Origin of the sequence: Mesorhizobium sp. M0088, assembly GCF_040322895.1 — a bacterium.
In the GTDB taxonomy this organism is placed as follows: domain Bacteria; phylum Pseudomonadota; class Alphaproteobacteria; order Rhizobiales; family Rhizobiaceae; genus Mesorhizobium.
On the sequence record NZ_JAMYUI010000014.1, the window covers coordinates 166,931 to 189,615 of the forward strand.

The 22,685-nt window shown below is 63.8% G+C and carries 19 protein-coding genes; 9 read left to right on the forward strand and 10 right to left on the reverse strand.

The features are described from left to right. Positions 1 to 88: 88 nt before the first annotated feature. Positions 89 to 1,030: a glutathione synthase gene (gene gshB / locus NKJ67_RS18535; protein WP_352582266.1), complete on the reverse strand. Its 942-nt coding sequence runs from the start codon at positions 1,028 to 1,030 to the stop codon at positions 89 to 91. A gap of 229 nt (positions 1,031 to 1,259) precedes the next feature. Here gshB and NKJ67_RS18540 point away from each other — a divergent pair, with 229 nt between their 5' ends. The 7 genes from NKJ67_RS18540 (at position 1,260) to NKJ67_RS18570 (ending at position 8,793) form a co-directional block, all read left to right on the forward strand. After that, complete coding sequence (locus NKJ67_RS18540) at positions 1,260 to 2,609, forward strand: putative bifunctional diguanylate cyclase/phosphodiesterase (RefSeq protein WP_292457186.1); 1,350 nt, start codon at positions 1,260 to 1,262, stop codon at positions 2,607 to 2,609. Between the two features lie 268 nt (positions 2,610 to 2,877). Next, entirely contained in the window at positions 2,878 to 3,645 is a 768-nt protein-coding gene (locus NKJ67_RS18545) for an SDR family NAD(P)-dependent oxidoreductase (protein WP_352582269.1), read from the forward strand. After that, complete coding sequence (locus NKJ67_RS18550; protein ID WP_352582271.1) at positions 3,642 to 4,595, forward strand: 2-dehydro-3-deoxygalactonokinase; 954 nt, start codon at positions 3,642 to 3,644, stop codon at positions 4,593 to 4,595. The genes NKJ67_RS18545 and NKJ67_RS18550 overlap by 4 nt, the downstream gene beginning before the upstream one ends. After that, a complete protein-coding gene (locus NKJ67_RS18555; RefSeq protein WP_027040209.1) occupies positions 4,592 to 5,230 on the forward strand; it encodes a 2-dehydro-3-deoxy-6-phosphogalactonate aldolase in 639 nt (212 codons plus the stop codon). The genes NKJ67_RS18550 and NKJ67_RS18555 overlap by 4 nt, the downstream gene beginning before the upstream one ends. Beyond that, positions 5,230 to 6,111, forward strand: coding sequence for an SMP-30/gluconolactonase/LRE family protein (locus tag NKJ67_RS18560; protein WP_352582274.1), 882 nt, complete (start codon positions 5,230 to 5,232; stop codon positions 6,109 to 6,111). Before NKJ67_RS18555 ends, NKJ67_RS18560 begins: the two co-directional genes overlap by 1 nt. A gap of 129 nt (positions 6,112 to 6,240) precedes the next feature. Then, positions 6,241 to 7,308, forward strand: coding sequence for a D-alanine--D-alanine ligase family protein (locus tag NKJ67_RS18565; RefSeq protein ID WP_352582276.1), 1,068 nt, complete (start codon positions 6,241 to 6,243; stop codon positions 7,306 to 7,308). Between the two features lie 192 nt (positions 7,309 to 7,500). Continuing rightward, positions 7,501 to 8,793 (forward strand): low temperature requirement protein A, encoded by a 1,293-nt coding sequence (locus NKJ67_RS18570; RefSeq protein ID WP_352582278.1) that lies wholly within the window; start codon positions 7,501 to 7,503, stop codon positions 8,791 to 8,793. A 24-nt stretch (positions 8,794 to 8,817) separates the two neighbouring features. Here the strand turns inward: NKJ67_RS18570 and NKJ67_RS18575 are convergent, their stop codons facing one another. From NKJ67_RS18575 to dnaK, 9 genes are all read right to left on the reverse strand, one after another. After that, entirely contained in the window at positions 8,818 to 9,234 is a 417-nt protein-coding gene (locus NKJ67_RS18575) for a GFA family protein (protein ID WP_352582280.1), read from the reverse strand. 41 nt (positions 9,235 to 9,275) lie between these two features. After that, the gene (locus NKJ67_RS18580) at positions 9,276 to 9,740 is read right to left on the reverse strand and encodes an SRPBCC family protein (protein WP_013528593.1); all 465 of its coding nucleotides are present in this window, start codon (positions 9,738 to 9,740) and stop codon (positions 9,276 to 9,278) included. Continuing rightward, the gene (locus NKJ67_RS18585) at positions 9,737 to 10,057 is read right to left on the reverse strand and encodes an ArsR/SmtB family transcription factor (RefSeq protein WP_127321643.1); all 321 of its coding nucleotides are present in this window, start codon (positions 10,055 to 10,057) and stop codon (positions 9,737 to 9,739) included. Before NKJ67_RS18585 ends, NKJ67_RS18580 begins: the two co-directional genes overlap by 4 nt. A gap of 260 nt (positions 10,058 to 10,317) precedes the next feature. Then, on the reverse strand, positions 10,318 to 10,605 hold the full coding sequence (locus NKJ67_RS18590) for a DUF1330 domain-containing protein (RefSeq protein ID WP_023762651.1): 288 nt from the start codon (positions 10,603 to 10,605) through the stop codon (positions 10,318 to 10,320). A gap of 32 nt (positions 10,606 to 10,637) precedes the next feature. Beyond that, positions 10,638 to 11,351 (reverse strand): orotidine-5'-phosphate decarboxylase, encoded by a 714-nt coding sequence (gene pyrF, locus NKJ67_RS18595; RefSeq protein WP_164748777.1) that lies wholly within the window; start codon positions 11,349 to 11,351, stop codon positions 10,638 to 10,640. Next, positions 11,348 to 11,944 (reverse strand): NADPH-dependent FMN reductase, encoded by a 597-nt coding sequence (locus NKJ67_RS18600; protein WP_127266740.1) that lies wholly within the window; start codon positions 11,942 to 11,944, stop codon positions 11,348 to 11,350. The genes pyrF and NKJ67_RS18600 overlap by 4 nt, the downstream gene beginning before the upstream one ends. Positions 11,945 to 12,232: 288 nt before the next feature. Then, on the reverse strand, positions 12,233 to 12,838 hold the full coding sequence (gene pmtA / locus NKJ67_RS18605) for a phospholipid N-methyltransferase PmtA (RefSeq protein ID WP_023810874.1): 606 nt from the start codon (positions 12,836 to 12,838) through the stop codon (positions 12,233 to 12,235). 167 nt (positions 12,839 to 13,005) lie between these two features. Then, positions 13,006 to 14,136 (reverse strand): molecular chaperone DnaJ, encoded by a 1,131-nt coding sequence (gene dnaJ / locus NKJ67_RS18610; RefSeq protein ID WP_013528587.1) that lies wholly within the window; start codon positions 14,134 to 14,136, stop codon positions 13,006 to 13,008. A gap of 213 nt (positions 14,137 to 14,349) precedes the next feature. Continuing rightward, positions 14,350 to 16,266 (reverse strand): molecular chaperone DnaK, encoded by a 1,917-nt coding sequence (dnaK, locus tag NKJ67_RS18615; RefSeq protein WP_023810872.1) that lies wholly within the window; start codon positions 16,264 to 16,266, stop codon positions 14,350 to 14,352. A gap of 213 nt (positions 16,267 to 16,479) precedes the next feature. Between dnaK and NKJ67_RS18620 the strand changes: the two genes are divergently transcribed. Together NKJ67_RS18620 and NKJ67_RS18625 are read left to right on the forward strand one after the other, a co-directional pair. Next, positions 16,480 to 18,735, forward strand: a complete 2,256-nt coding sequence (locus tag NKJ67_RS18620; RefSeq protein ID WP_352582284.1) for an NHL repeat-containing protein — start codon at positions 16,480 to 16,482, stop codon at positions 18,733 to 18,735. Positions 18,736 to 18,745: 10 nt separating this feature from the next. Beyond that, a complete protein-coding gene (locus tag NKJ67_RS18625; RefSeq protein WP_352582286.1) occupies positions 18,746 to 22,591 on the forward strand; it encodes a DUF7929 domain-containing protein in 3,846 nt (1,281 codons plus the stop codon). Positions 22,592 to 22,685 lie beyond the last annotated feature (94 nt).

The following is a 22,685-nucleotide window of genomic DNA, read 5'->3' on the forward strand; positions in this document are numbered from 1 at the left end:
CATTACGGGAACAGTTGAGCGCGTGGGTTGCAGCGGAATCGAGCGCGGTTGCAAAAACGGAACATGGTTAAGACAAAATGAAAACGGCTTACCCGCGCTTGCCCTCGACCGCATCCCAGAACAGGCTGGCGATGTCGGCGCCGCCGAAGCGTTTGACCTCGCGCACGCCGGTCGGCGAGGTCACGTTGATCTCGGTCATGTAGTCGCCGATGACGTCGATGCCGACCAGGATGAAGCCGCGCTCCTTCAGCGCTGGACCGATGCGGGCGCAGATCTCGCGTTCGCGCTCTGTCAATTCGGTCTTTTCGGCACGGCCGCCGACATGCATGTTGGAGCGGGAATCGTGTTCGGCCGGCACCCGGTTGATGGCGCCGACCGGCTCGCCGTCGATCAGGATGATGCGCTTGTCGCCCTTGCGCACGTCCTTGAGATAGCGCTGCACGATATAGGGTTCGCGGAACAACTGGCCGAACATTTCGAGCAGCGAGGCCAGGTTGCGGTCGGCCTCGAGCAGATGGAAGATGCCGGCGCCGCCATTGCCGTAGAGCGGCTTGACGATGATGTCGCCGAATTCCTTGCGGAAGGCGGCGACCTCCAGCGGATCCTTGGTGATCAGCGTGTCCGGCATCAGGTCGGCAAATTCGGTGACGAAGATCTTTTCCGGGCTGTTGCGCACCCAGGCCGGGTCGTTGACCACGAGCGTTTTCGGATGGATGCGCTCCAAAATGTGCGTGGTGGTGATGTAGTTCATGTCGAAGGGCGGATCCTGGCGCAGCAGGACCACATCCATCTCCGACAGGTCGGTGCGCACCTTCTCGCCCAGCGAATAGTGGCTGCCCTTCTCGTCGCGCACCTGCATTTCCTCGATGCGGGCAAACACCTTGCCGTCGCGCAACGACAGCCGATCCGGCGTGTAGTGGAACAGCTCATGGCCGCGCCGCTGCGCTTCCAGCGACAGCGCGAACGAGGTGTCGCCGGCGATCGACACGGTGGAGATGTGGTCCATCTGGACGGCGATTTTCAGCTTCATGGCGGGTCTCCGGCGGCTCGGATGGACGACTGTCTTGCCTGTACAGGCTCACTGCCCGTCTGCCAATCGCGACATTCCTGGGATTGGCATCCGACACCCGAATGCGCTGCTTTCATCGATCCTTCGAAACAGTCGCGGTTGCCCGTGGAAAATCGATTTCGCGATACGTTTCCTAAAGGGTTTGCTGCCAGTCTGAAAATAAATTCCGACGTCACAAACAGGGACACCGATGCAAACTTCGTTTGGCACCGGTCAGGCAAACAGGGAGAGCACGGATCTGGCATTCACAGATCCGTTGACCGGGCTTGGCAACCATCGCCGCTTCTTCGACAAGGTCGATCGCCTGATCGCCGACCGGGCCGACGATCCCGCGCCCTTTACCGTCGGCATTCTCGACCTCGACGGCTTCAAGCCGATCAACGATCTGTTCGGCCACAAGGCCGGCGACGACATCCTGATCCAGGTCGCGATGCGGCTACGCGCCTCGATGGACGGCCATTCCACGGTCTGCCGCATCGGTGCCGACGAATTCGCCTTTCTCTATCCCCTGGTGTTCAGCGAGGATGCAGCGGCCGAAAAGTCCCGCATGCTGATCGAGATCCTGTCGGCGCCCTATGATGTCGGCGAACGCACCGCCAGGCTTTCGGCCTCGGTCGGCTGCTCGCTGTTCTATTCGGGCGACGAGACCACGGAAATCCTCATCAACAAGGCCGAGACGGCGCTCTACCACGCCAAGCGTTCCGGCCGTGGCCGCGTCGTCGTCTACACCCGTGAGATGGAAGAGGCGGCCAAGCGCGTCACCCGCATCGAACAGGCGCTGCGCCGTGCTGTCTCGGCCGGCGAGGTGGAGCCGCATTTCCAGCCCATTGTCGATCTCGCCACGCGCCGCACCATCGGCTTCGAGACGCTGGCGCGCTGGACCGATCGCGACCTCGGCTCGGTGCCGCCGACCGTCTTCATTCCCATCGCCGAGGAGCGTGGCATCATCGGCCCGCTGTCGCAGCTGGTGCTGCGCAAGGCGACGGAGGCCGCCCGAAGCTGGCCGAAGGACCTGTTCCTGTCCTTCAACCTGTCGCCCTCGCAGCTCGTCGACCAGAACACCGGCCTGCACATACTGGCGATCCTCGACCGCACCGGCTTCGATCCGCGCCGGCTGGAGATCGAGATCACCGAGACCGGCCTGATGAACGACCCGGCCTCGGCCGCGCAGATCGTCGAGGATCTGCGCCGCGTCGGCATCCGCGTCTCGCTCGACGATTTCGGCACCGGCCAGTCTTCGCTCGGCCGTCTGCGGGAATTCCATTTCGACAAGCTCAAGATCGATCGCGCCTTCGTCTCCTCCATTCTCGACGACCGTCCCTCGGAGCACATCATCCGCGCCATCCTCGCAATGTGCGAGGGGCTCGGCATGGACGTCGTCGCCGAAGGCATCGAGCAGGAAGCGCAGGCTGATCGCCTGGTCCAGTTCGGCTGCGCCGGCGGACAGGGCTATCTGTTCGGCAAGCCGGTCGATGCCGACGCCACGCTTGGCTATCTCCGCGATTCCTTTCGCGGCGCCCTGCGCGCCAAGGCGATCTGACCGGCGATTCCCCGTAGTCCGTAATCCCGACGGTGCCGCCATGCGCATCCGGTGCGGCGCATTGTCGTTTTGTCTGACATAAGCCCTGAAATTCGACGGTTCGCCCTTGCCCGCGCGCCTTGCGTGGCTAGGATGCGCGCCGGTCACGCTACAGCGCCGCGCGTCCTTTTGGACGCGCAAAGGACGCTGTAGCAATTTACATTTTGCGCATGATCCCTTTCCGAAAATCGATCCGATTTTCGGGGTCATGCGCTGGGAGACAGGAACGATGATGCCATCGGCGCATTTTGCCGACCTCGAAGGAACCTCGGTGCTGATCACCGGCGGCGGTTCCGGAATAGGTGCTGCACTGACCGAGGGCTTTGTGCGCCAAGGCGCCAATGTCGCCTTCATCGACATCGCCGACGGCCCAAGCACGGCTCTTGCCGACCGCATCGAGAAAGAATTCGGCCGCCGGCCTCTCTATCTCAAGACCGATTTGCGCGACGTCGAGGCCCTGCGGGCGTCCGCCGCGAAGGCCGCCGAGGCGCATGGCGATGTCACCGTGCTGGTCAACAATGCCGCCTGGGACGAACGCCACGCCGTCGAGGACGTGACGGTCGAGTTCTGGGACAACAACCAAGCGATCAATCTGCGGCCGCATTTCTTCACCGCGCAAGCGGTGGCGCCGGGCATGAAGCGGGCGGGCGGCGGCTCGATCATCAACTTCACCTCGACATCCTATCTCATCAACCACCCCGACATACCGTCCTACACGGCGGCCAAGGCCGGTATCCTCGGTCTGACCAAGGGGCTGGCCGGCAAGCTCGGTGTCGACGGCATCCGCGTCAACGCCATTGCGCCTGGCTGGGTGATCACCGAGCGGCAGAAGGAGCTCTGGGTGACCGAACAGGGGCTTGCCGCCCATGTTGCCAAGCAGTGCATCAAGCAGGTGATGCAGCCGGACGACATCGTCGGCACCGTGCTGTTCCTCGCTTCGGACGCCTCGCGCATGCTGACAGCGCAGATGCTGGTCGTCGATGGAGGTTTCCTGTGAGCCCAGCCGGCAACGCACCGGCGGTCGCCGCCGTCGACTGGGGCACGACCCGCATGCGGGTCTGGCTGATCGACGGGCAAGGCAAGGTGCTTGCCGAACGCCGTGGCGACGATGGCCTGATCACGGCGCAGCAGAAGGGCTTTTCGACCATCCTCGAAGGGCATCTGGCAGCCTTGGGAGCGCCGCAAGCGTTGCCCGTCATCATCTGCGGCATGGCCGGATCTCGCCAGGGCTGGCTGGAAGCGCCCTATGTCACGGTGCCGGCGCCGCTTAGCGCCATCCTTGCTGGTGCTGCCAGCGTGCCCGGCCAGAGCCGCGACATCCGCATCGTTCCGGGCCTTGCCCAGCGGCTGGCCGATGCGCCCGACGTCATGCGCGGCGAAGAAACGCAGCTTGCCGGCGCCGGCCTGCAGGCCAAGGGGCGCCAGCTGGCCTGCATGCCCGGCACCCATTCGAAATGGGTGCTGGTCGAGGACGGTACTGTCACCGGCTTCGGCACCTGGCCGACCGGCGAGCTGTTTTCGGTGCTTGCCGCGCATTCGATTCTGCGCCATTCGCTCGGCGAACATCCCAAGCCCGTCACATCGGACAATCCGTTCTTCCGCCGCTGGTGCGAAACCGCATTGGGCGAAGGCGGCGATGTCACCTCGCGGCTGTTTTCCATCCGCGCCGCCGGCCTGCTGCAGGATTTGAAAGCCGACGATGCCGCCGCCTGCCTGTCCGGCCTTCTGATCGGCGGCGAGATCGCCTCCGCCAGCCGCCGGCATGGCGCCGGCGCCGAACCCGTGGTGCTGGTCGCCTCCGGCGCGCTGGGAACGCTGTACAGCGAGGCACTTGGCCTTGCCGGCCTCGAGGTTCGGGCCGTCGATGCCGATGAGGCGGTGCGTGCCGGTCTCGTCGAGGCGGCGCGTGAGAACGGCATGATCGCCAGAACCGGAGTTACTCGATGAGCCAGACCGCACCGTTTCCAAAACTCAAGCGCGGCCTGGTTGCCATCCTTCGCGGGCTCAAGCCCACCGAGGCGATGGCCATGGGCCAGGCGCTGTTCGACGCCGGCATCGAGGCGATCGAAGTGCCGCTGAACTCACCGCAACCGTTCTCGTCGATCGCCCGCATCGTCCAAGTGCTGCCGAAAACGGCGCTGGTCGGCGCCGGCACGGTGCTGACCCCGACCGATGTCGATGGCTTGCACCAGGCCGGAGGGCGGCTGCTGGTCAGCCCCAACATCGATGCCGAGGTGATGGCGCGCGCCATGCATTACGGCATGGTGACGATGCCCGGCGTGTTCACGCCGACCGAAGCCTTCCTGGCAATCAAGCTCGGCGCCTCGGCGCTGAAATTCTTCCCGGCGAGCGTGCTGGGCGCCGGCGGCATTTCCGCGATGCGCGCCGTGTTGCCGGCGCAGACATTGGTCGGCGCCGTCGGCGGTGTCTCTGAAAAAGATTTTGCCGGCTACAAGGCTGCCGGCGTGACCGCCTTTGGGTTGGGCTCCAGCCTGTTCAAGCCGGGCATGAGCGTCGACGAGGTGGCCGCGCGCGCGCACGCTGCCGTTACGGCCTGGGATGCGGTGTTCGGAGAAGCATGATGAGCGAAGCGATCGTTTCGGTTTTTTCCGATCACGTCTGCCAGCTCGGCGAAGGGCCGAGCTACGATCCCGCCACAGATACGCTGTTCTGGTTCGACATAGTCAACAGCCAGCTTCTGGAAAAGCGGCTGTCCGGCGGCGCAACCACCGTCCATGAGCTTGGCCGGATGGCGAGCGCCATCGCAATCATCGACGACAAGCGCCAGCTGATCGCCGCCGAGACCGGCCTTTATGTCCGCGACGTCGCGACCGGCAAACTGACGCTGCACACGCCTGTCGAGGCCGACAATCCGGTCACACGCTCCAACGATTCCCGGGTCCACCCCTGCGGCGCCTTGTGGATGGGCACCATGGGCAAGGGCGAGGAAAAAGGCGCCGGCTCGATCTACTGGTTTTTCAAGGGCGAACTGCGCCGCCTGTTTTCGGACATCACCGTCTCCAATTCGATCTGTTTTACCGAGGATGGCGCAATCGCCTACTACACCGACACCTCGACCGGGCTTTTGATGCGCGTCGCCTGCGACCCGGCGACCGGCCTGCCTGCCGGTGAGCCAAAGCTGTTCGTCGATCACCGCTCGGCCAAGGGCTATATTGACGGATCCGTGCTCGACCGCGACGGCATCCTGTGGAACGCCGTCTGGGGCGGCAGCGTCATCGAAGCCTATGGACCCGACGGCAAGCTCGTCCGCACGGTCGCCATGCCGGTGACGCAGCCATCCTGCCCGGCCTTTGTCGGCGCCAAGGCCGATAGGCTGGCGGTCACCTCCGCGTGGTCGGGCAAGGATGAGAAGCAGCGTCTGCTGGATCTGCAGGGCGGCATGACCTTTCTGCTCGATATTCCCGTCAACGGCCGCTTCGAGCCGCGCGTGCTGATCGCCTGAACGAGGTCGGCCTTCCCGGTTCCACGCCGGTGCTGTCACGCAGGCGCCCGCGCCATGTCGGTTTCGCGAGAGCCTGACGCCTCGACCATGCGATGGTAGGCAATCGCACTGCCGGGAAACGTTCATCTCATGCCGAGCCGCCAGCCAAGACTGATCCTTGTCCATGAGCCGGAGAAGGCTTGCCTGGACCGTCTGGTCGCCGACGGTCATGCACCGCAGCGCGCCGCCGAAATCGCGTCCTATCTGGCGCAGTCGACCGACCTCGCCGCTGAATTCGACATGCTTGGCCATGCCTGCCAGGCACGCGGCCTGTCTTTCGCCGCGGTGGCGCTGGATGAGGCCGCGAGCGTGCTCGCCGGCGAGGAGCCGGACACAACGCTGATCTGGACGCTGACCGACGGCATCGCCTATTTCCGGGGCGGGGCGGCGCCTGCTTTGGCGCGACTGGGCGGGTTCAAGACGATCGGCGCAGACGATGCGCTGTTCGCGCTCTGTCAGGACAAGTTCCGCTCCGGAGCCGTGCTCGGCGCGCTCGGCCTGCCGGTGCCGCAGGCTGGTCTTGCGCGCGATGGCCAATGGCTGATCGCGCCGCCGGCCTCGCCCGCCGGCTGGTTCGTCAAGCCCAACCGGCTCGGCGCCAAGATCGGTATCTGGCCGGACTCGCGTGTGGCCGACCTCGGCCATGCGCTGGAGCTTAGCCGGCGCGTCTTTTCGGCCTATCGCGACGATGTCGTCGTCCAGCCCTATGTCGCCGGCCGCAACGTGCGCGCCAGTTTCCTCGGCCTGGTGCCAGGCGCCGGGGTCGAAGCGCTTGGCGTGGCCTTTGTCGATTCAGGCGCCGATTTCCAGACCATGGCCGACAGCCTGGCGCTCTACGGCGACACTGGCGAGGCAGCGAAAGCGGCGGGACACTACGCCGAGCCGGAACTCGTCGCGGTTGCCGACAGCCAGCCGGCCGCCGACGCCACGATACGTGCGATCGCCGGGCGGCTGATGAGCGGGCTCGGCCTGCGCGACGTGTTTTCCATCGATCTCAGGGTCGAGGCCGACGACACCGTCCACCTCATCGAGTTCGAGGTCTGCCCCGGCCTGCCCTGCTTCGATTTTCGCGCCTATTGCCGCCAGCAATGGGGCCTTGAACTGGCCCATGCCATGGCCGAAACCGCTGCCAGCCGGCTGATCGGCGTCGACCGATAGCTGCGCGCCTTGACGGCTTTCGCCCTGCCTCTAGTGTCGGCCAACGACCCGAAAGCAGTTCTGGGGAAGTGTGGAGCGGTTTTCCCGGGGAAAAGCGCATAGCGCTTTCCCTTGGGAATTGCGTCAAAACAAAGAGTAAGAGCAGTTCGCCTTCTCCGTGAAACGGTGAACTGGTCTAGCAAAGGCCACGCGATGAACACCACGCCTGTCAATCCCGAAAGCCTCCACCATCATGTCAGGCGCATGGTTGGGCGCGATCCGCATGAGGTGCATCGCGTCGCGACGCCGCTGGAGCTTCTGTTCGACCTGACCTTCGTGACGGCGTTCAGCTTTGCCTCGTCGCAACTCGCCCATGCATTGGCCGAAGGCCATTACCCGGCCGCCCTGCTCGGCTTCGCTTTCGCCAGCTTCGCCATTTGCTGGGCCTGGATCAATTTCTCCTGGTTCTCTTCTGCCTACGACACCGACGATTGGATTTTCCGCCTCGTCACTATGGTGCAGATGATCGGCGTGCTGGTGCTGGCGATCGGCCTGCCACGCATGTTCGCCTCCATTGAGCACGGCGAGCACCTCAACAATTCGGTGATGGTGCTGGGCTATGTCATCATGCGGGTGGCGATGATCTTCCAGTGGCTGCGTGCTGCCCGGCAGGACCCCGTCCGGCGCCGTGCCTGCCTGACCTACGCCGCGGCAATCGCGGTCGCCCAGATCGGCTGGGTGGTGCAGATCGTCGTCGATTTTCCGGTCGGCACCAGCATCATCCTCGCAGTCATTCTCGGGCTGATAGAACTGGCAGGACCCGTGATTGCCGAAAGCAGGGATGGCGGCACGCCCTGGCATGCGCACCACATGGCCGAACGTTACAGCCTGTTTGCCATCATCGCTTTGGGTGAGGGGGTCGTCGGCACCCTCGCCACCTTGTCCGCCGTGGTCGAGGAGCAGGGCTGGACCATGGATGCGGCGTTGGTCTGCATCGCCGGCACCGGGCTCACCTTCGGCATGTGGTGGGTCTACTATATGCTGCCGTCAGCGCCGGTCCTTCATGCCCACCGAAATCGCGCATTCGTTTGGGGCTACGGGCAAATGGTGATCGTCGCGGCAATCGTCGCCACCGGTGCCGGGCTGCATGTCGCGGCCTATTTCCTTGAGCACAAGGCGCATATCGGCCCACTTGCGACACTGCTTGCGACAGCTGTTCCCGTCGCTGTGTTCCTGGCGGCGATCTATGCGCTCTACACCTATCTTGTTCAGCGCTTCGACCCGTTCCACATCTGGCTGCTGGTCGCGACCGCAGCGGTCGTGGCGCTTGCCGTTCTTGCAGCGCTTGCGGGCGTCGACATGGCGATCTGCCTGATCATCTTGATGCTGGCGCCAGCAGTTACCGTTGTCGGCTACGAAATGCTCGGGCACCGCCACCAGGCGGAAGCGCTCGCCGGCGAAGAGCACTCGACACGCCACGGTGCGGCCCCGCTAACTCACGAATAGTGTCGGCAGACTGACCAGCAGACGCTACCCGCCAGGCATTCGCTCGACCGCCTGCAAGGACGGATCCATCTTGTCCCAGGCATGGCCGTGGCTCGTGTAGGTCACCATCTGCGGGCTGAACTGTTCCGGATCGTCGAGGCTGGCCGCGTGGACCACTATCAGCTCGGGCATGGCGACGGGTATCAGAAAGACCGGCGTTCCGCAGGTTGGACAGAAGGTGTGGATTTTTTCGTTGCCGCTGGCGCCCGCCACGCGCCAGGTGCTCACCTCCCCGGTGATGGCCATATCGGCACGCTGGCCGAAGGTCAGGTAGGATCCGTGGCCGGTGCCTGAGCGCTTCTGGCAATCGCTGCACTGGCAGTGGTTCTGGAAGATCGGCTCGTCATTGGTTTCGTAGCGGATCGCGCCGCATGCGCAGCCGCCGGTAAAGCGTTTGGTCATTGCCATTCTCCACGGGTCTGATTCTGCTTGAGGTCGCAGCATCAGGCCGATTTCGGCTTGGCGAAAATGTCGATGCCGCTGCCGGTTTCGAGGAAAGATTTCAGGCTGGACAGCACCGCCGGCCAGCCCTGGCTGACGCCTTTCGCCATGCCGCTGCCGGCTTCGAGCTCGTCATGGCTGACGGTCAGTCGCACCATGGTGTCGTATTCCTCGATGGCGAACGTCACCCGGCTGGTTTTCGACGGATCGTCGGCCTGCGAAGCATTCGCCCAGGTGATGACAAGGCGGGTCGGCGGCGAAATCTCGACGACCTTGCCGACGAGCTCTACGGTCCGTTCGTCATTGGCGCGGATATGTTCCCATTTCGAACCCGGCGTCCATTCGGAGACGTTCTCGTGGCCCCAGTAGCGCTTCGCGATCTCGGGCTTGATTATGGCCTCGAACACCTTCTGCGGCGTCGAGCGGATATAGGTCACGTAGACAAAGCTGGTCGTTTCCCTGGTCATCGGTCTTCTCCTTCGAGTTCTTGCTTCAGGTCGTGCAGCAGGCTGAGCCGCTGCCGTTCGAATTTCCGTACCCAGCGCTCGTAGACTTCGTGCAGCGGCACGGGATTGATGAAATGCAGCTTTTCGCGGCCGCGCTTGACCGTGCTCACCAGATTGGCCGCCTCCAGCAGGTCGAGGTGCTGGGTGGCGGATTGCCTGGCCATGTCCAGATGGTCGCAAAGCTGACTGAGCGTCTGCCCGTTCTGCTCGCACAGAAGGTCAAGCAGCCTTCTGCGTGTCGGATCCCCCAGCGCTTTGAAAACCTTGTCGGCGTCCATCTGCCTCACTCTGTTATAAGGCACAATATGCAGGTAAATACCTGCATGTAAACCGGCAATCCGACCCGCGTTGAATGACCGCTCGTCGGCACGGCTCCGCGCCCGGCAACTGCGCCAGGCAGATGACCGTGAAATCGCCGGAGCAAAGAGATGTAAAATGGGCCTGCGGGGCTTCAAACGCCGCCAGGCTTTATCCGATTTTGAGCATGATCTCCGGTGAAACCGGAATGACTTTCTTCGGAACTATGCTTGCAAGGACCTCAGGCGCCCTCGACCAGAACGATTTCGCCGTCGGCGACCTTCTGACGGATGGCGACGGCGCGCTGGTATTCCGGCGAATGGTAGCAATCATGCGCGGCGGCAAGCGATTCGAACTCTATGATGACGTTGCGTGCCCGGCCGGGCCCTTCGGCCTTTTCATGCTCGCCGCCGCGCGCCAGGAACTTCGCACCGAAGCGCTCGAAGGCAGGCTTGGCGGCGGCGACATAGTCCTTGTAGCCTTCCGCGTCGCGCACATCGACACGGGCGATCCAGTATCCCTTGGGCATTTTCTTGGTCTCCGAACTTGTTCTTGGAAATCTCAGGCCGAGCGCATCTCGTCGAGGATGGCTTCGGCCGCTTCCCGTTTGTTGTCCGCAGCAATGATCGGCCGGCCGACGACGAGGTGGCTGGCGCCGTTGCGGATCGCCTGGCCCGGCGTCACGACGCGCTTCTGGTCGCCATGGTCGCTGCCCGCCGGCCGGATGCCGGGTGTCACCACCGCCATGTCGGGTCCGACGATGCGGCGCACCGCCTCGGCCTCCGCGGCCGAGCAGACGATGCCGCCCATGCCGGCATGCAGCGCCTGTTCCGAGCGCCGCAGCACCAGCGTATGCGGGTCGTACTCGTAACCGACATCGATCATGTCCTGCTCGTCCATCGAGGTCAGCACGCTGACGGCAAGCAGGCAAAGGTCGCTGCCGCGCGCTGCTTCCACCGCCGCCGCCATCGCCTTGGGATAGGCGTGGATGGTCAGCATGGTCATGCCCATCTTGACGATGTTCTCGACGCCCTTGGCCACCGTGTGGTCGATGTCGAGCAGCTTCATGTCGAGGAAGACCTTGGTGCCGCCGCTGGTCAGTTCCCTGGCGAAATCGAGCCCGCCGGCGAAGGCAAGCTGGTAGCCGATCTTGTAGAAGGAGACGACGCCGTCGAGTTCGCGCACCGCCTGCTCGGCTTCTCTCACTGTCGGCACGTCGAGGCCGACGATCAGCCTTTCCTGCATGGATTGGGCCTGCAAGGTGCTGGCAATCATGTCTCTATCCGGGTGGACAGCATGCGCGAGGTTTCGATCAGCGTGCGGCATAGATGCTCCATCGATTTGTACAGTCTTTCGTCACGGAAATTGCCGTCCTCGTCGAAGGCGCTGCCACCCTCGGGCACCGAGCATTCCGGCGTCACCACCTCCATCTGGCAACGTACCAACACGGCGCGCAGATGGTTGATGCAGCGGATGCCGGCAAAGTGCCCGCTGGAGGACGAACAGAGGCCAACGACCTTGCCGGCAAGTGGCCTCACCGGCCGCCCGCCATCCCTGCGCACCCGGCTCACCCAGTCGATCGTGTTCTTGAGCAGCGGCGGAATGGAGCCGTTATATTCGGGCGTGGCGATCAGCAGCCCGTCATGGGCGATCACCAGACGGCCGAGTTTCTGGGCGTTTTCGGGAACGCCTTTTTCCTTTTCCAGATCCTCGTCCAGGATCGGCAAGGGATAGTCGGCAAGCGAGATGCGGGTCACCTCGGCGCCTTGCATGGCAAGTTCCTTCTGCGCCACGTCGGCCGTCCTGCCGCTATAGGCGCCGCTGCGCACCGAGCCGGCGAAGACGAGGATTTTCGGGATCACTGCCATTGGCCACCCTTGCTCCCGGACAGGTACAGCCAAGGATCGAGCAAATCAACGCCAACTTCGTCATCCCTGGGCGAAGCAGGAGCGAAGCTCCGTCGCGGAGACCCTGGGATCCATTCCGTGACCTTGACCGTGGAGTGCGGCGGAACAGAACTCTGCGCCGTGGCGTGCACTCGGAAGTCGCGGCATGGATCCTCGGGTCTGCGCTGCGTCGCTACGCTCCTTGCTCCGCCCGTGGATGACGAAGTCATAGAGTTTGCGCGAGTCGCCGAGCGGTTCCGCTCCGAGAAACTAATGCGCTTCGCGGCGGTAGATCCACAGCTGGGTCGGCGGGATGTTGCGAAGGATGAAATCGAAATGCTTGACCGTATAATTGCCACGGCCGGCCGGGATCGGCGACATCGGGCCGTAGGTCAGCTGCACGATCGGCCGTCCGGCCGGGATGCGGTCGAGCAGGCTCTCGATATAGGCAATGCGCTGGGCGACCGGGAAGTTGAGCAGCGGCACGCCGGAAACGACGGAATCGAAGATCATCCCGCTCTTGTCGCCAAGCGTGGCGTTGAGATTGAAGGCATCGCCCTCGATGACGTTGACGCCGGGATAGAGCCGCCGCAGATGACGGACGAAATCCGCGGAATACTCGACCGCGTAGAGGTTTTCGGGCCGGACCCCCTGGGCGAGGATGGCGCGGGTGATGACGCCGGTACCGGGGCCGACCTCAAGCACCGGCAGGCCGGATTTAGGATTGACGATCGAGGCCATTTTGCGCGCGGTGACCGAACTGGTGGGCACGATCGAACCAACCGCCTTCGGCTTGTCGATCCAGCCCTTGAAGAATTTGAGTTCGTCGTCGAACTTTTCGACAAGCGCCTTCCGCAGTCCAGGGCCACGTGTCATGCAAGCTCTCCTCAGCGCTCCCCGCAAAGTTACTTAGCACCTGAGCGGTGCTAGGCAAGGCGCGGCCGGACGCATGTCGTGGATAAGATAATTTTCGTCGCGTCTCAAGGGGTGACGCGATTCAAGGATTTACGCGTTGCAAATCGGCTTAGGCTGGCCAAAGTGCATCAACGTTCGCCAAAGGACTCGAAAAAATCCTTCATGCGGGCAAAAAAGCCGCTCGATTGGGGCGAATTGTCCTGCGAGGAGAGCTGTTCGAACTCCTCCAGCAGCTCACGCTGGCGGCGGGTCAGGTTCTGCGGCGTCTCGACCGCGGTCTGGATGTAGAGGTCACCGACATTGGGCTGACGCAGCACAGGCATGCCCTTGCCTTTGAGACGGAACTGGCGCCCGTTCTGCGTGCCCTCGGTCACCTTGACCTTTGTCTGCGTGCCGTCCAGCGTCGTCACCTCGAAGGAGCCGCCAAGGGCGGCCGTCGTCATCGAGATCGGCACCTTGCAATACAGGTCGGCGCCGTCGCGTTGGAAGAACTCGTGCGGTTTGACCGCCAGGAAAATATAGAGGTCGCCCGATGGCCCGCCGCGCAGGCCGGCTTCGCCCTCATTGGCAAGGCGGATGCGGGTGCCGTCCTCGATGCCGGCCGGGATGTTGACCGACAGCGAACGCTCCTCGGTGACGCGGCCCTGGCCGGCGCATTTCGGGCACGGATCCTTGATCGTCTGGCCGCGCCCCTGGCATTGCGGGCAGGTCCGTTCGATCGAGAAGAAGCCTTGCGTGGCGCGCACCTTGCCGTGGCCGTTGCACATCGAGCAGGTGACGGGCTGGGTGCCGGGCTTGGCGCCGCTGCCCGAACATTCAGAGCACGATATCGACGCCGGCACCCGGATCTGCGCGGTCTTGCCGGCAAAAGCCTCTTCCAGGGTGATTTCCATGTTGTAGCGCAGGTCGGCGCCGCGCTCGCGGCCGCCCGACGAACGGCGCTGGCGCCCGCCCATCATGTCGCCGAAAATGTCCTCGAAGATGTCGGCGAAACCGCCGGCGCCGAAACCTTGCGCGCCGCCATTCATGCCGCCCTGTTCGAAGGCGGCGTGGCCGAAGCGGTCATAGGCCGCGCGCTTCTGCGGGTCTTTCAGCGTCTCGTAGGCTTCGTTGATTTCCTTGAACTTGTGCTCGCAGGAATGATCGCCGGGGTTGCGGTCGGGATGGAACTGCATGGCGAGCTTGCGGAAAGCGCTCTTGAGCTCCTTCTCGTCGGCGCCTTTTTGGACGCCCAGCGTCTCGTAGAAATCAGCTTTCATTTTTTCCCGCTGTCCGGATGCTCAACGTCTTGAAGCATTGTTGCGTCTCTTTGCCGGCACTGACGCTTCGATTTAGGTGCGATGGAAGGGGGATGCCAGTGTCGACGCGGCTTTGCCTGCATTTTTTCAGCAAGGCCCGCTGTTTTTCTGCAAGGGGTTGCAAAAAAGCCCGGCCTTCGCCGGGCTTTTCGCTTTACCTTGCCGTCAAACGGTTCAGGCCGACTTCTTCTTGTCGTCGTCCTCGTCGATTTCCTCGAAATCGGCGTCGACAACGTCACTGTCCTTGGCGGCATCCGCCTTGGCGTCGGCTTCCGCCGCTTCCTTCTGCGAAGCCTCGTACATGGCCTGGCCAAGCTTCATCGAAGCCTCGGCAAGCGCCTGGCTCTTGGCTTCGATGTCGGCCGGGTCGTCGCCTTCGGTCGCGGTCTTCAGCGCCGCGATCGCGTCGGAGATCGCCGTGCGCTCGCCTTCCGAAACCTTGTCGCCATATTCCTTCAGCGACTTCTCCGAGGAATGCAGCAGCGCTTCGGCCTGGTTGCGGGCCTCGACCAGCGCACGCCGCTTCTTGTCGGTCTCGGCGTTGGCCTCGGCGTCCTTGACCATCTTCTCGATGTCGGCGTCCGAAAGACCGCCCGATGCCTGGATGCGGATCTGGTGTTCCTTGCCGGTGCCCTTGTCCTTGGCCGAAACGTTGACGATGCCGTTGGCGTCGATGTCGAAGGTGACCTCAATCTGCGGCACGCCGCGCGGCGCCGGCGGGATGCCGACCAGGTCGAACTGGCCGAGCGCCTTGTTGTCGGCGGCCATTTCACGCTCACCCTGGAAGACCCGGATGGTCACGGCCGACTGTGAGTCCTCGGCCGTCGAGAACACCTGGCTTTTCTTGGTCGGGATCGTCGTGTTGCGTTCGATCAGGCGGGTGAACACGCCACCCAGCGTCTCGATGCCGAGCGACAGCGGCGTCACGTCGAGCAACAGCACGTCCTTGACGTCGCCCTGCAGCACGCCGGCCTGGATGGCGGCGCCGAGAGCGACGACTTCATCCGGATTGACGCCCTTGTGCGGCTCCTTGCCGAAGAACTGCTTCACGATCTCCTGGATCTTGGGCATGCGGGTCATGCCGCCGACCAGGACGACTTCGTCGATCTCGCCGGCCTTCAGGCCGGCATCCTTGAGCGCCGCCTTGCAAGGGGCAATCGTGCGCTGGACCAGATCGTCGACCAGCTGCTCGAACTTGGCGCGCGTCAGCTTCAGCGTCAGGTGCTTCGGCCCGGTCGCGTCGGCGGTGATGAAGGGCAGGTTGATTTCGGTCTGGGTGGTCGACGACAGCTCGATCTTGGCCTTTTCAGCCGCCTCCTTGAGGCGCTGCAGGGCAAGCTTGTCGTTCTTCAGGTCGATGCCCTGTTCCTTCTTGAACTCGGCCGCCAGGTATTCGACCAGGCGCATGTCGAAATCCTCGCCGCCGAGGAAAGTGTCGCCATTGGTCGACTTGACCTCGAACACGCCGTCGCCGATTTCGAGCACCGAAATGTCGAACGTGCCGCCGCCAAGGTCATAGACGGCAATGGTCTTGCCTTCCTTCTTGTCGAGGCCATAGGCAAGCGCTGCCGCGGTCGGCTCGTTGATGATGCGCAGCACTTCAAGGCCGGCGATCTTGCCGGCGTCCTTGGTCGCCTGGCGCTGGGCGTCGTTGAAATAGGCTGGAACGGTGATGACCGCCTTCTCGACCTTCTCGCCGAGATAGGCTTCCGCCGTCTCCTTCATCTTCTGCAGGATCATGGCCGAGATCTGCGAGGGCGACTGCTTCCTGCCGCCGGCTTCGACCCAGGCATCGCCATTGTCGCCCTTGACGATCTTGTAGGGGACAAGCTTCTTGTCCTTCTCCGTCACCGGATCGTCATAGCGGCGGCCGATCAGGCGCTTGACCGCGAAGATGGTGTTTTCAGGATTGGTGACCGCCTGGCGCTTGGCCGGCTGGCCGACCAGACGTTCGTCGTCGCCCGAAATAGCGACGATGGAAGGCGTCGTGCGCGCGCCTTCCGCATTCTCGATCACCTTGGGCTCCTTGCCATCCATGATGGCGATACACGAGTTGGTGGTGCCGAGATCGATACCGATTACTTTTGCCATTTTTCTAGTCTCTCCGCTAAGCAGGCTATCAGGACCCGTACAGGCGTTCCGACGAAAGCCCCTGTTCACAAGAAATCCCGTTCCGGCAACCGGCATTCCGGCGCCGAACGGCTTGGCGCGTATATAAGAACAGGCGGCATCGCGCGCAAGCATTCTGCGCAAGGCTTCCATGAACCTTTCCACCTCCGCCTGCGACTGATCTCCAGGTGCCGCATGGTGCGGCCCGGAAAGGAAGCCCCCATGACCAATAACCCAGAGACTCCCAGGTCTCCGGGAACAACAGGAGCTCGGCGCGACCACCGCCTTCGGGACGAGGTCGATGCGCTGGGCTTTCTGTTGATTCCGTTGACCCTGCGTAAGAGCAGGCGTATCGTCATCTTGAGGAAAGCAGACAATTCGATCAGGGAAGAACGAGCCGGACCGCCGCGCCTTGCCCTGATTTGCGCGGCCAGACCCGACGTTCTCCCGTCGACTACGGGGGGTAGTGTCATGTCTCGCATCCGCGGCTCGTTTGTGTCGTCTCTTGCTGGCGGCTTGCGCCGCGCTGTGCATCCAGGCGGGTTGCTGGCACTCGGCCTGTGGCTGGGCGCCGCGCAGGCGCAGGAAACCCGGATCATCTATCCCGGTTCGATGGCGGTGACCGGATTTTCCGGCACCATCATTCCCAATTTCGACCCCCCTGATTCCGAAAAAGAGGGACTGCCGCCCGGCGTCGATCCGGTCGACGAAACCTTCATCGACACCACGCGCGCCACCTTGCGCGTCTTCGACGTCTCGCAACTGGGCGGACCAGCCACCGGCCAGCTCGTCAACACGCCACCGCCCTTCGAGGTGACGGCGGAGCAGGTCGGCCAAGTGTTCGGCGTCACCTACGATGACGGCGTGCGCGACGGCGTTCCGACGGGCATTCCCAATCTCTATGCCGGCGCCACCTCGCTGCACGGCATCCGTATCGTCACCCCGGACGCCGACGATGACGGCCGCCCCGAGCGGCAGCGCCGCGGCGCTGCCGGCGCCATCTTCATGGATGGCCAGTTCGGCACCGAAAACGGCGGCGGGCCGGGCACCGTCTGGAAGATCGACGGCATCACCGGCCAGGTCTCCAAATTCGCCGACATCGACACCAACAGCGGTCCCGGCATCGGCAATCTCACATTCGACGCCACTCATCGCGAGTTCTTCGCGTCCGATCTCGATACCGGCCTGATCCATCGCATCGATGCCGAAGGCAGGCTGATCGACAGCTTCGATCACGGCGTTGCCGGCCGTCCCGCGCATGGGCTTGCTCCAGTCGCCGACGACGGTTCGGTGATGGACATAAAGGGAGCGACCTTCGACAGCGAAGACCCCGACAGCTGGGGCTACACGCAGGACGAGCGCCGCGTCTGGGGCGTCTCCTACCATGGCGGCCGGCTCTACTACTCGGTCGGCGAAAAGTCGGAAATCTGGTCGGTGGGCATCGCCCGCGACGGCAGTTTTGTCGGCGACCCGCGCTGGGAACTGACGGTCAAGGCCGACAAGGACTACGCCGTCACCGACATCGCCTTCGACAATAGCGGCTTCATGTACCTGGCCCAGCGCGGCCCAGTCGAGAACCGCTACGATTACAGCCAATTCGCCGATTCCGGCAAAGGCGAGGTCATCCGCTACTTCCGAGAGAACCCGGACGATCCGGAGACGGAATCGGTCTGGGTCGAAGTGCCGCAGGAATATGCGGTCGGTTTCCCGCAGGGCAACCGGCAGGCCGCCGGCGGTCTCGACCTGCAATATGGTTATGATTCCGACGGCAATCTCGACACATCGGTCTGCACGCAGACGCTGGTCAAGTCAGGCGACAAGCTGCGCGACAATCCTTCACTCGCCGAACAGCTCGCCGCCGGCGGGCCGCTGGCCGTGCATGGCGTCCAGATCACGCCGAAAGAGCTGGTCAAGCCGGCCAACGTGCCGCCCTTCGGCTCCTGGTTCGTCGACTTCGACGGTTATTTCGAAGATCCGGAGGTCGAGGGCCATGTCGGCGACGTTGCCGTCTGGCATCCTTGCGAGGGCCGCGCCGGCTATTACGAGGAAATCCCGGGCGGCTACCTGCCCCCCTTCTACCCGCCGGATTTCCCACCACCCGGCAACCTGCCTCCGTGCATCGATGTCGAGGATATCAGGTATTACTGTACGCCTCGCGGCCTCCAGGCCGATCTCTATCTCCATGACCACGCCGGCTTCGGCGGCGATTCGATCAAGGCCCAACCTTCCAATGAGACAAAGTCCAGGACGCCACGCGTCGGGGTGACATCATCCCAGTCGCATGCGCCCGGCAAGCCTTACACGGTCGACATCACCGGCCACTATCCGGGCGACAGAGTGGATGTTGGACTTTGCTTCTACAGGAAGTCCGACAAGGACAAGGGTGGCTACTACCCTTGCTGCAAGATGATCTTGCCGCTCCGAACCCCAGCCGTCAGCTGCGAACGTTGAGGAGGGGAAGATGAAAAATCTCGCACTCTCCCCGCTCACGACGAGCTCGCAATCCACAGTCATGGAGACGATCATGAAACCCCTGTCATACGCCAGGCGCGGCGCGCGCTGGCTGATGGCGGCCGGTGTCGCGGTCGCCATGTTCACCCCTGTGGCAAGCCACGCGGAAGACGCCGCCCCGATCACCCCGGAACTGAGGCTCGATCTCGACAATTCGAAGATCGTCAATCCGAGGCCGGAGCGGGCGGTGCCCTTCTTCACCAAGAAAGGCACCCAGCGGAGCTGCGACTATGTCGTCTACTCCCTGAGCTTTGGCCTGCGCGGCGATGCGCAAGCCTTCGCCGACCTGACAGCCTTGCTGAAAACGCTCAAGATCGAGTTCAAGGACCAGCTTCCACACGGCCTTTCGATCGTCAGCGCGAATGTGTCGGGCGACGGCACGGACGCTTCGGGCGGACCATTGCCCGGCGTTTCGATCAGCACCTCGGCCGGTCCGAACGACACGGCAACGGTGTCCAATTTCCGGCTCTCCGCCGCTGATCTCGACGGCGCCGGTGCCGCCAATGAACGCGTCATCAACTTCCAGATCACGGCCAAGATCGACCATGCGGCGTTTCCTTCGCCGACCGTGATCGACAACCAGGGTGTGATCAAGGTCAGCAACGGAGCCGGCCCCGGGACCATCATCCCGTCGCAGGATCCGGGCAAGCCCGACGATGGCGACTACAAGACCGGGGCCAAGACCTCGATCAAGATCGACCTCACCAACTGTGATAAGCGGCCACCGCCTCCCGACCGGGAATGCTTCAAGGTGGAACGCGGCACGGTGGACTGCGTGCCCGGCGGCGGCGCCTTCATCTACCATATGCCGGTCGGCCCGGAGATGGGCGGCAAGTGGGTGCAGGTGTCGACGACCACATCAGGCGTCACCATCATCCCCGACACCCAGTTGGTGCCGGCGGGCGGCGGTGTGCTCAACTGGAAGATCGTCGGCGCATCGCCCGGCGACGTCATCCACCTCATCGTCACCGGCATCGAAACCTATGCCGGTCCGAAGGAAGGCTGGGGCCTTTGCTGCACGCAGACGATCGACATCGTCATCCCGCGTGACCAGAGGTGCCCGCCCAAGGACAAGGAGCCGGACCTCAAGGTCGAGAAACGCGCCGACGTGACGCGTTGCACGATGGGTGGCGGCTGCGACTTCACCATCAGGGTCACCAATGTCGGCACCGGTGCCTACCACGGCAAGATCGTGCTCGACGAGGTGACGCTGCCGGCCGGATCGACGCTCGATTCAGGACCCAATCCGCCCTGGGTCTGCGTACCCGGCGCCACCCCGATGATTTGCACCTACCCAGTAACCACGCTCAATCCGGGGGCCTCCGTCAACCTCAAGCTCGGCTTCAAGCCGGCAGGAGGCTGGCAAGGCAGCGTCTTGCGTAACTGCGCCACCTATAATTACGGCGCCAGCGGCAAGCCGCTGTTCGGCAGCCAGTCGAACGATCGCGGCTGCGCCTCGATCCCGATCTGCCGGCGTGGCGATCGTGACCGCGACTGCCGGCCGCCGGTCGAGAAGAAGGTCGACCTGATCCTGAAGAAGCGTGCCCGCGTCCCGGTCTGCACGGCCGACGGCATCTGCCACTTCGTGATCGACATCATCAACAACGGCACATCGACTTATAACGGGCCGCTGACGGTGATCGACAGCTACCCGGCCGGCGCGCCGGCCTCCTCGACCTTCGGCCCAAGCCCGCCATGGACCTGCGTACCGACAGGTCCCGGCCTGTTCCGCTGCGACCATGCGGGGATCTCGCTGCCTCCGGGCGGCTCGACGCCGATCGTCGTCAAGGCGGTCATGCCGGCCGGCTATCAGTCGGACATTGTCGAGAATTGCGCGACGGTGAAGCCCATCCCCGGCGAAAACGACCTCACCAACAACAAGGCCTGCGCCAAGGAACGCTTCCGCCATCCCAATGGCGGCAAGCCGACCCTGCGCATCACCAAGGTCTGCAACGGCTCGCTCGCCGGTGCCGCGCTGATCTCTTGCCGCATCACCGTCATCAGCCTTGGCACCGCTGCCCCCACCGGTCCGGTGCGGGTCAACGATGCCGCCACGCTGGTGGCCGGCGGCGCGCCTGTCCAGATCCAGACCGTCACCCCTGACGGCGCGGAATGGGCGTGCGGACCGGTTCCGGCCAACGCGCTGTCGTGCCAGATTCCCGGTGCCGTCATGACACCTGGAACCAGTCGCCACTTCGACGTGACGGTTTCGGCCAATGGCGCGTTCGAAAACTGCGCGCGGGGCTCCTATGGGCCGGCACCGGGCGACGACGTCGTCTATCCCTTTGGCCAGGCCTGCGCCAAGGGCGGCGGCGCCTCGACCATCCGTGTCGAAAAGACCGGCGACCGCGAATGCAGGCTCGGCCAACCCTGCTCGTTCGAGATCACCGTCACCAATGACGGAGCGACCGCCTTCTCCGGGCCGGTCCGCATTGGCGATGCGATCGGCGTGGAGGGTCTCGGCAGGCTGGAAGGCGTTGAGATCACGTCGATCGATCCGCCCTTCGGCTGCTCGCCGGAACCGGCAACCTTGCCTGCGTCCTGCATTGCCAATTTGTCGCTCGGCGCCGGCGAAAGCCGGGTGCATCATGTCACCGTGGTCATTCCCGACGACGGTCGTCTGGCCAATCTGCAGGGCAATGTCAGCGGCCAGAACTGCGTCGGCGTGCTCTCTCCCGACACACGGGTGCAAGGCGGTGGCGACGTGCTTGGCGGCGATCAGGCCAATGTGCAGGGCGATCGCGGCAAGGCCTATGCCTGCCATCCCTTCACCATCAGCCAGGAGACGAAGAAGGAATGCTCGCAAGGCTTCGTCATGAACGATGCCGGCCGCTGCGTCTGCCCGGAAGGCACCACCTACCGCAACGGCCAGTGCTCGCCGGGCGGCGGTATCGTGCCGAAGCCGGAACAGCCGAAGCGCTGTGTGCTGCTCGAAGGCCAGATCCGCACCGAGGACGGACGTTGCGTCTGCCCACGCGGAACCGGGCTTGAGAACGGCAGATGTGTCAGGACCGACAAGCCCGAGCAGTGCACCATCCGTGGCCAGGTCCACAATGCGGATGGCGATTGTGTCTGCCCCAGGGGAACCGAGATCCGGGGCAATGCCTGCCGCCCGATCCAGCCAAAGCCTGAGCAGTGCACCATCCGTGGCCAGGTCCACGATGCCGATGGCGATTGTGTCTGCCCGAGAGGGACCGAGGTGCGCAATGGCGCCTGCCGTCCGATGCGGCCAAAGCCCGAGCAGTGCACGATCCGTGGTCAGGTTCACGACGCCGACGGCGATTGTGTCTGCCCAAGGGGTACCGAGGTCAGAAACGGAGCCTGCCGCCCGATTCGGCCGAAGCCTGAGCAATGCACGATCCGTGGCCAGGTCCATGACGCAAAGGGCAATTGTGTCTGCCCGAGGGGTACCGAGGTGCGGGGCAATGCCTGCCGGCGCAAGCAGCCGACGCAGGAGCAATGCGACATACGCGGCCAGGTCCACAACAAGCGTGGCGAGTGTGTCTGTCCGCGTGGGACGCAGGTGATCAACGGCGCATGCCGCAAGCCCAGGCAAGAGGTGGAATGCGCACCGGGCTCGCAGATGATCAACGGCCAGTGCCAGCCGATCATCAGGCGGCGCTGCCCGGAAGGTACGATCGGACGCTATCCGAACTGCCGGCCGCTCCGCGGGCAACCGTCGCTGGAGCTCAACCCCGGCCTGCTGCTGCAGCAGGTACTGCCACGGCGCAGGCCGCAGGTCGAACAGCAGCAGGATCCGGTTCCAGACAGAATCCTGAAGCTCCAGCAGCAATAACGATCTGCTCGACGCCAGACCAGAAACCCGCCGGAGCAATCCGGCGGGTTTTCTTATGGCTCCGAGGCAAGCGGAAATTGGCTGCGACAGGATC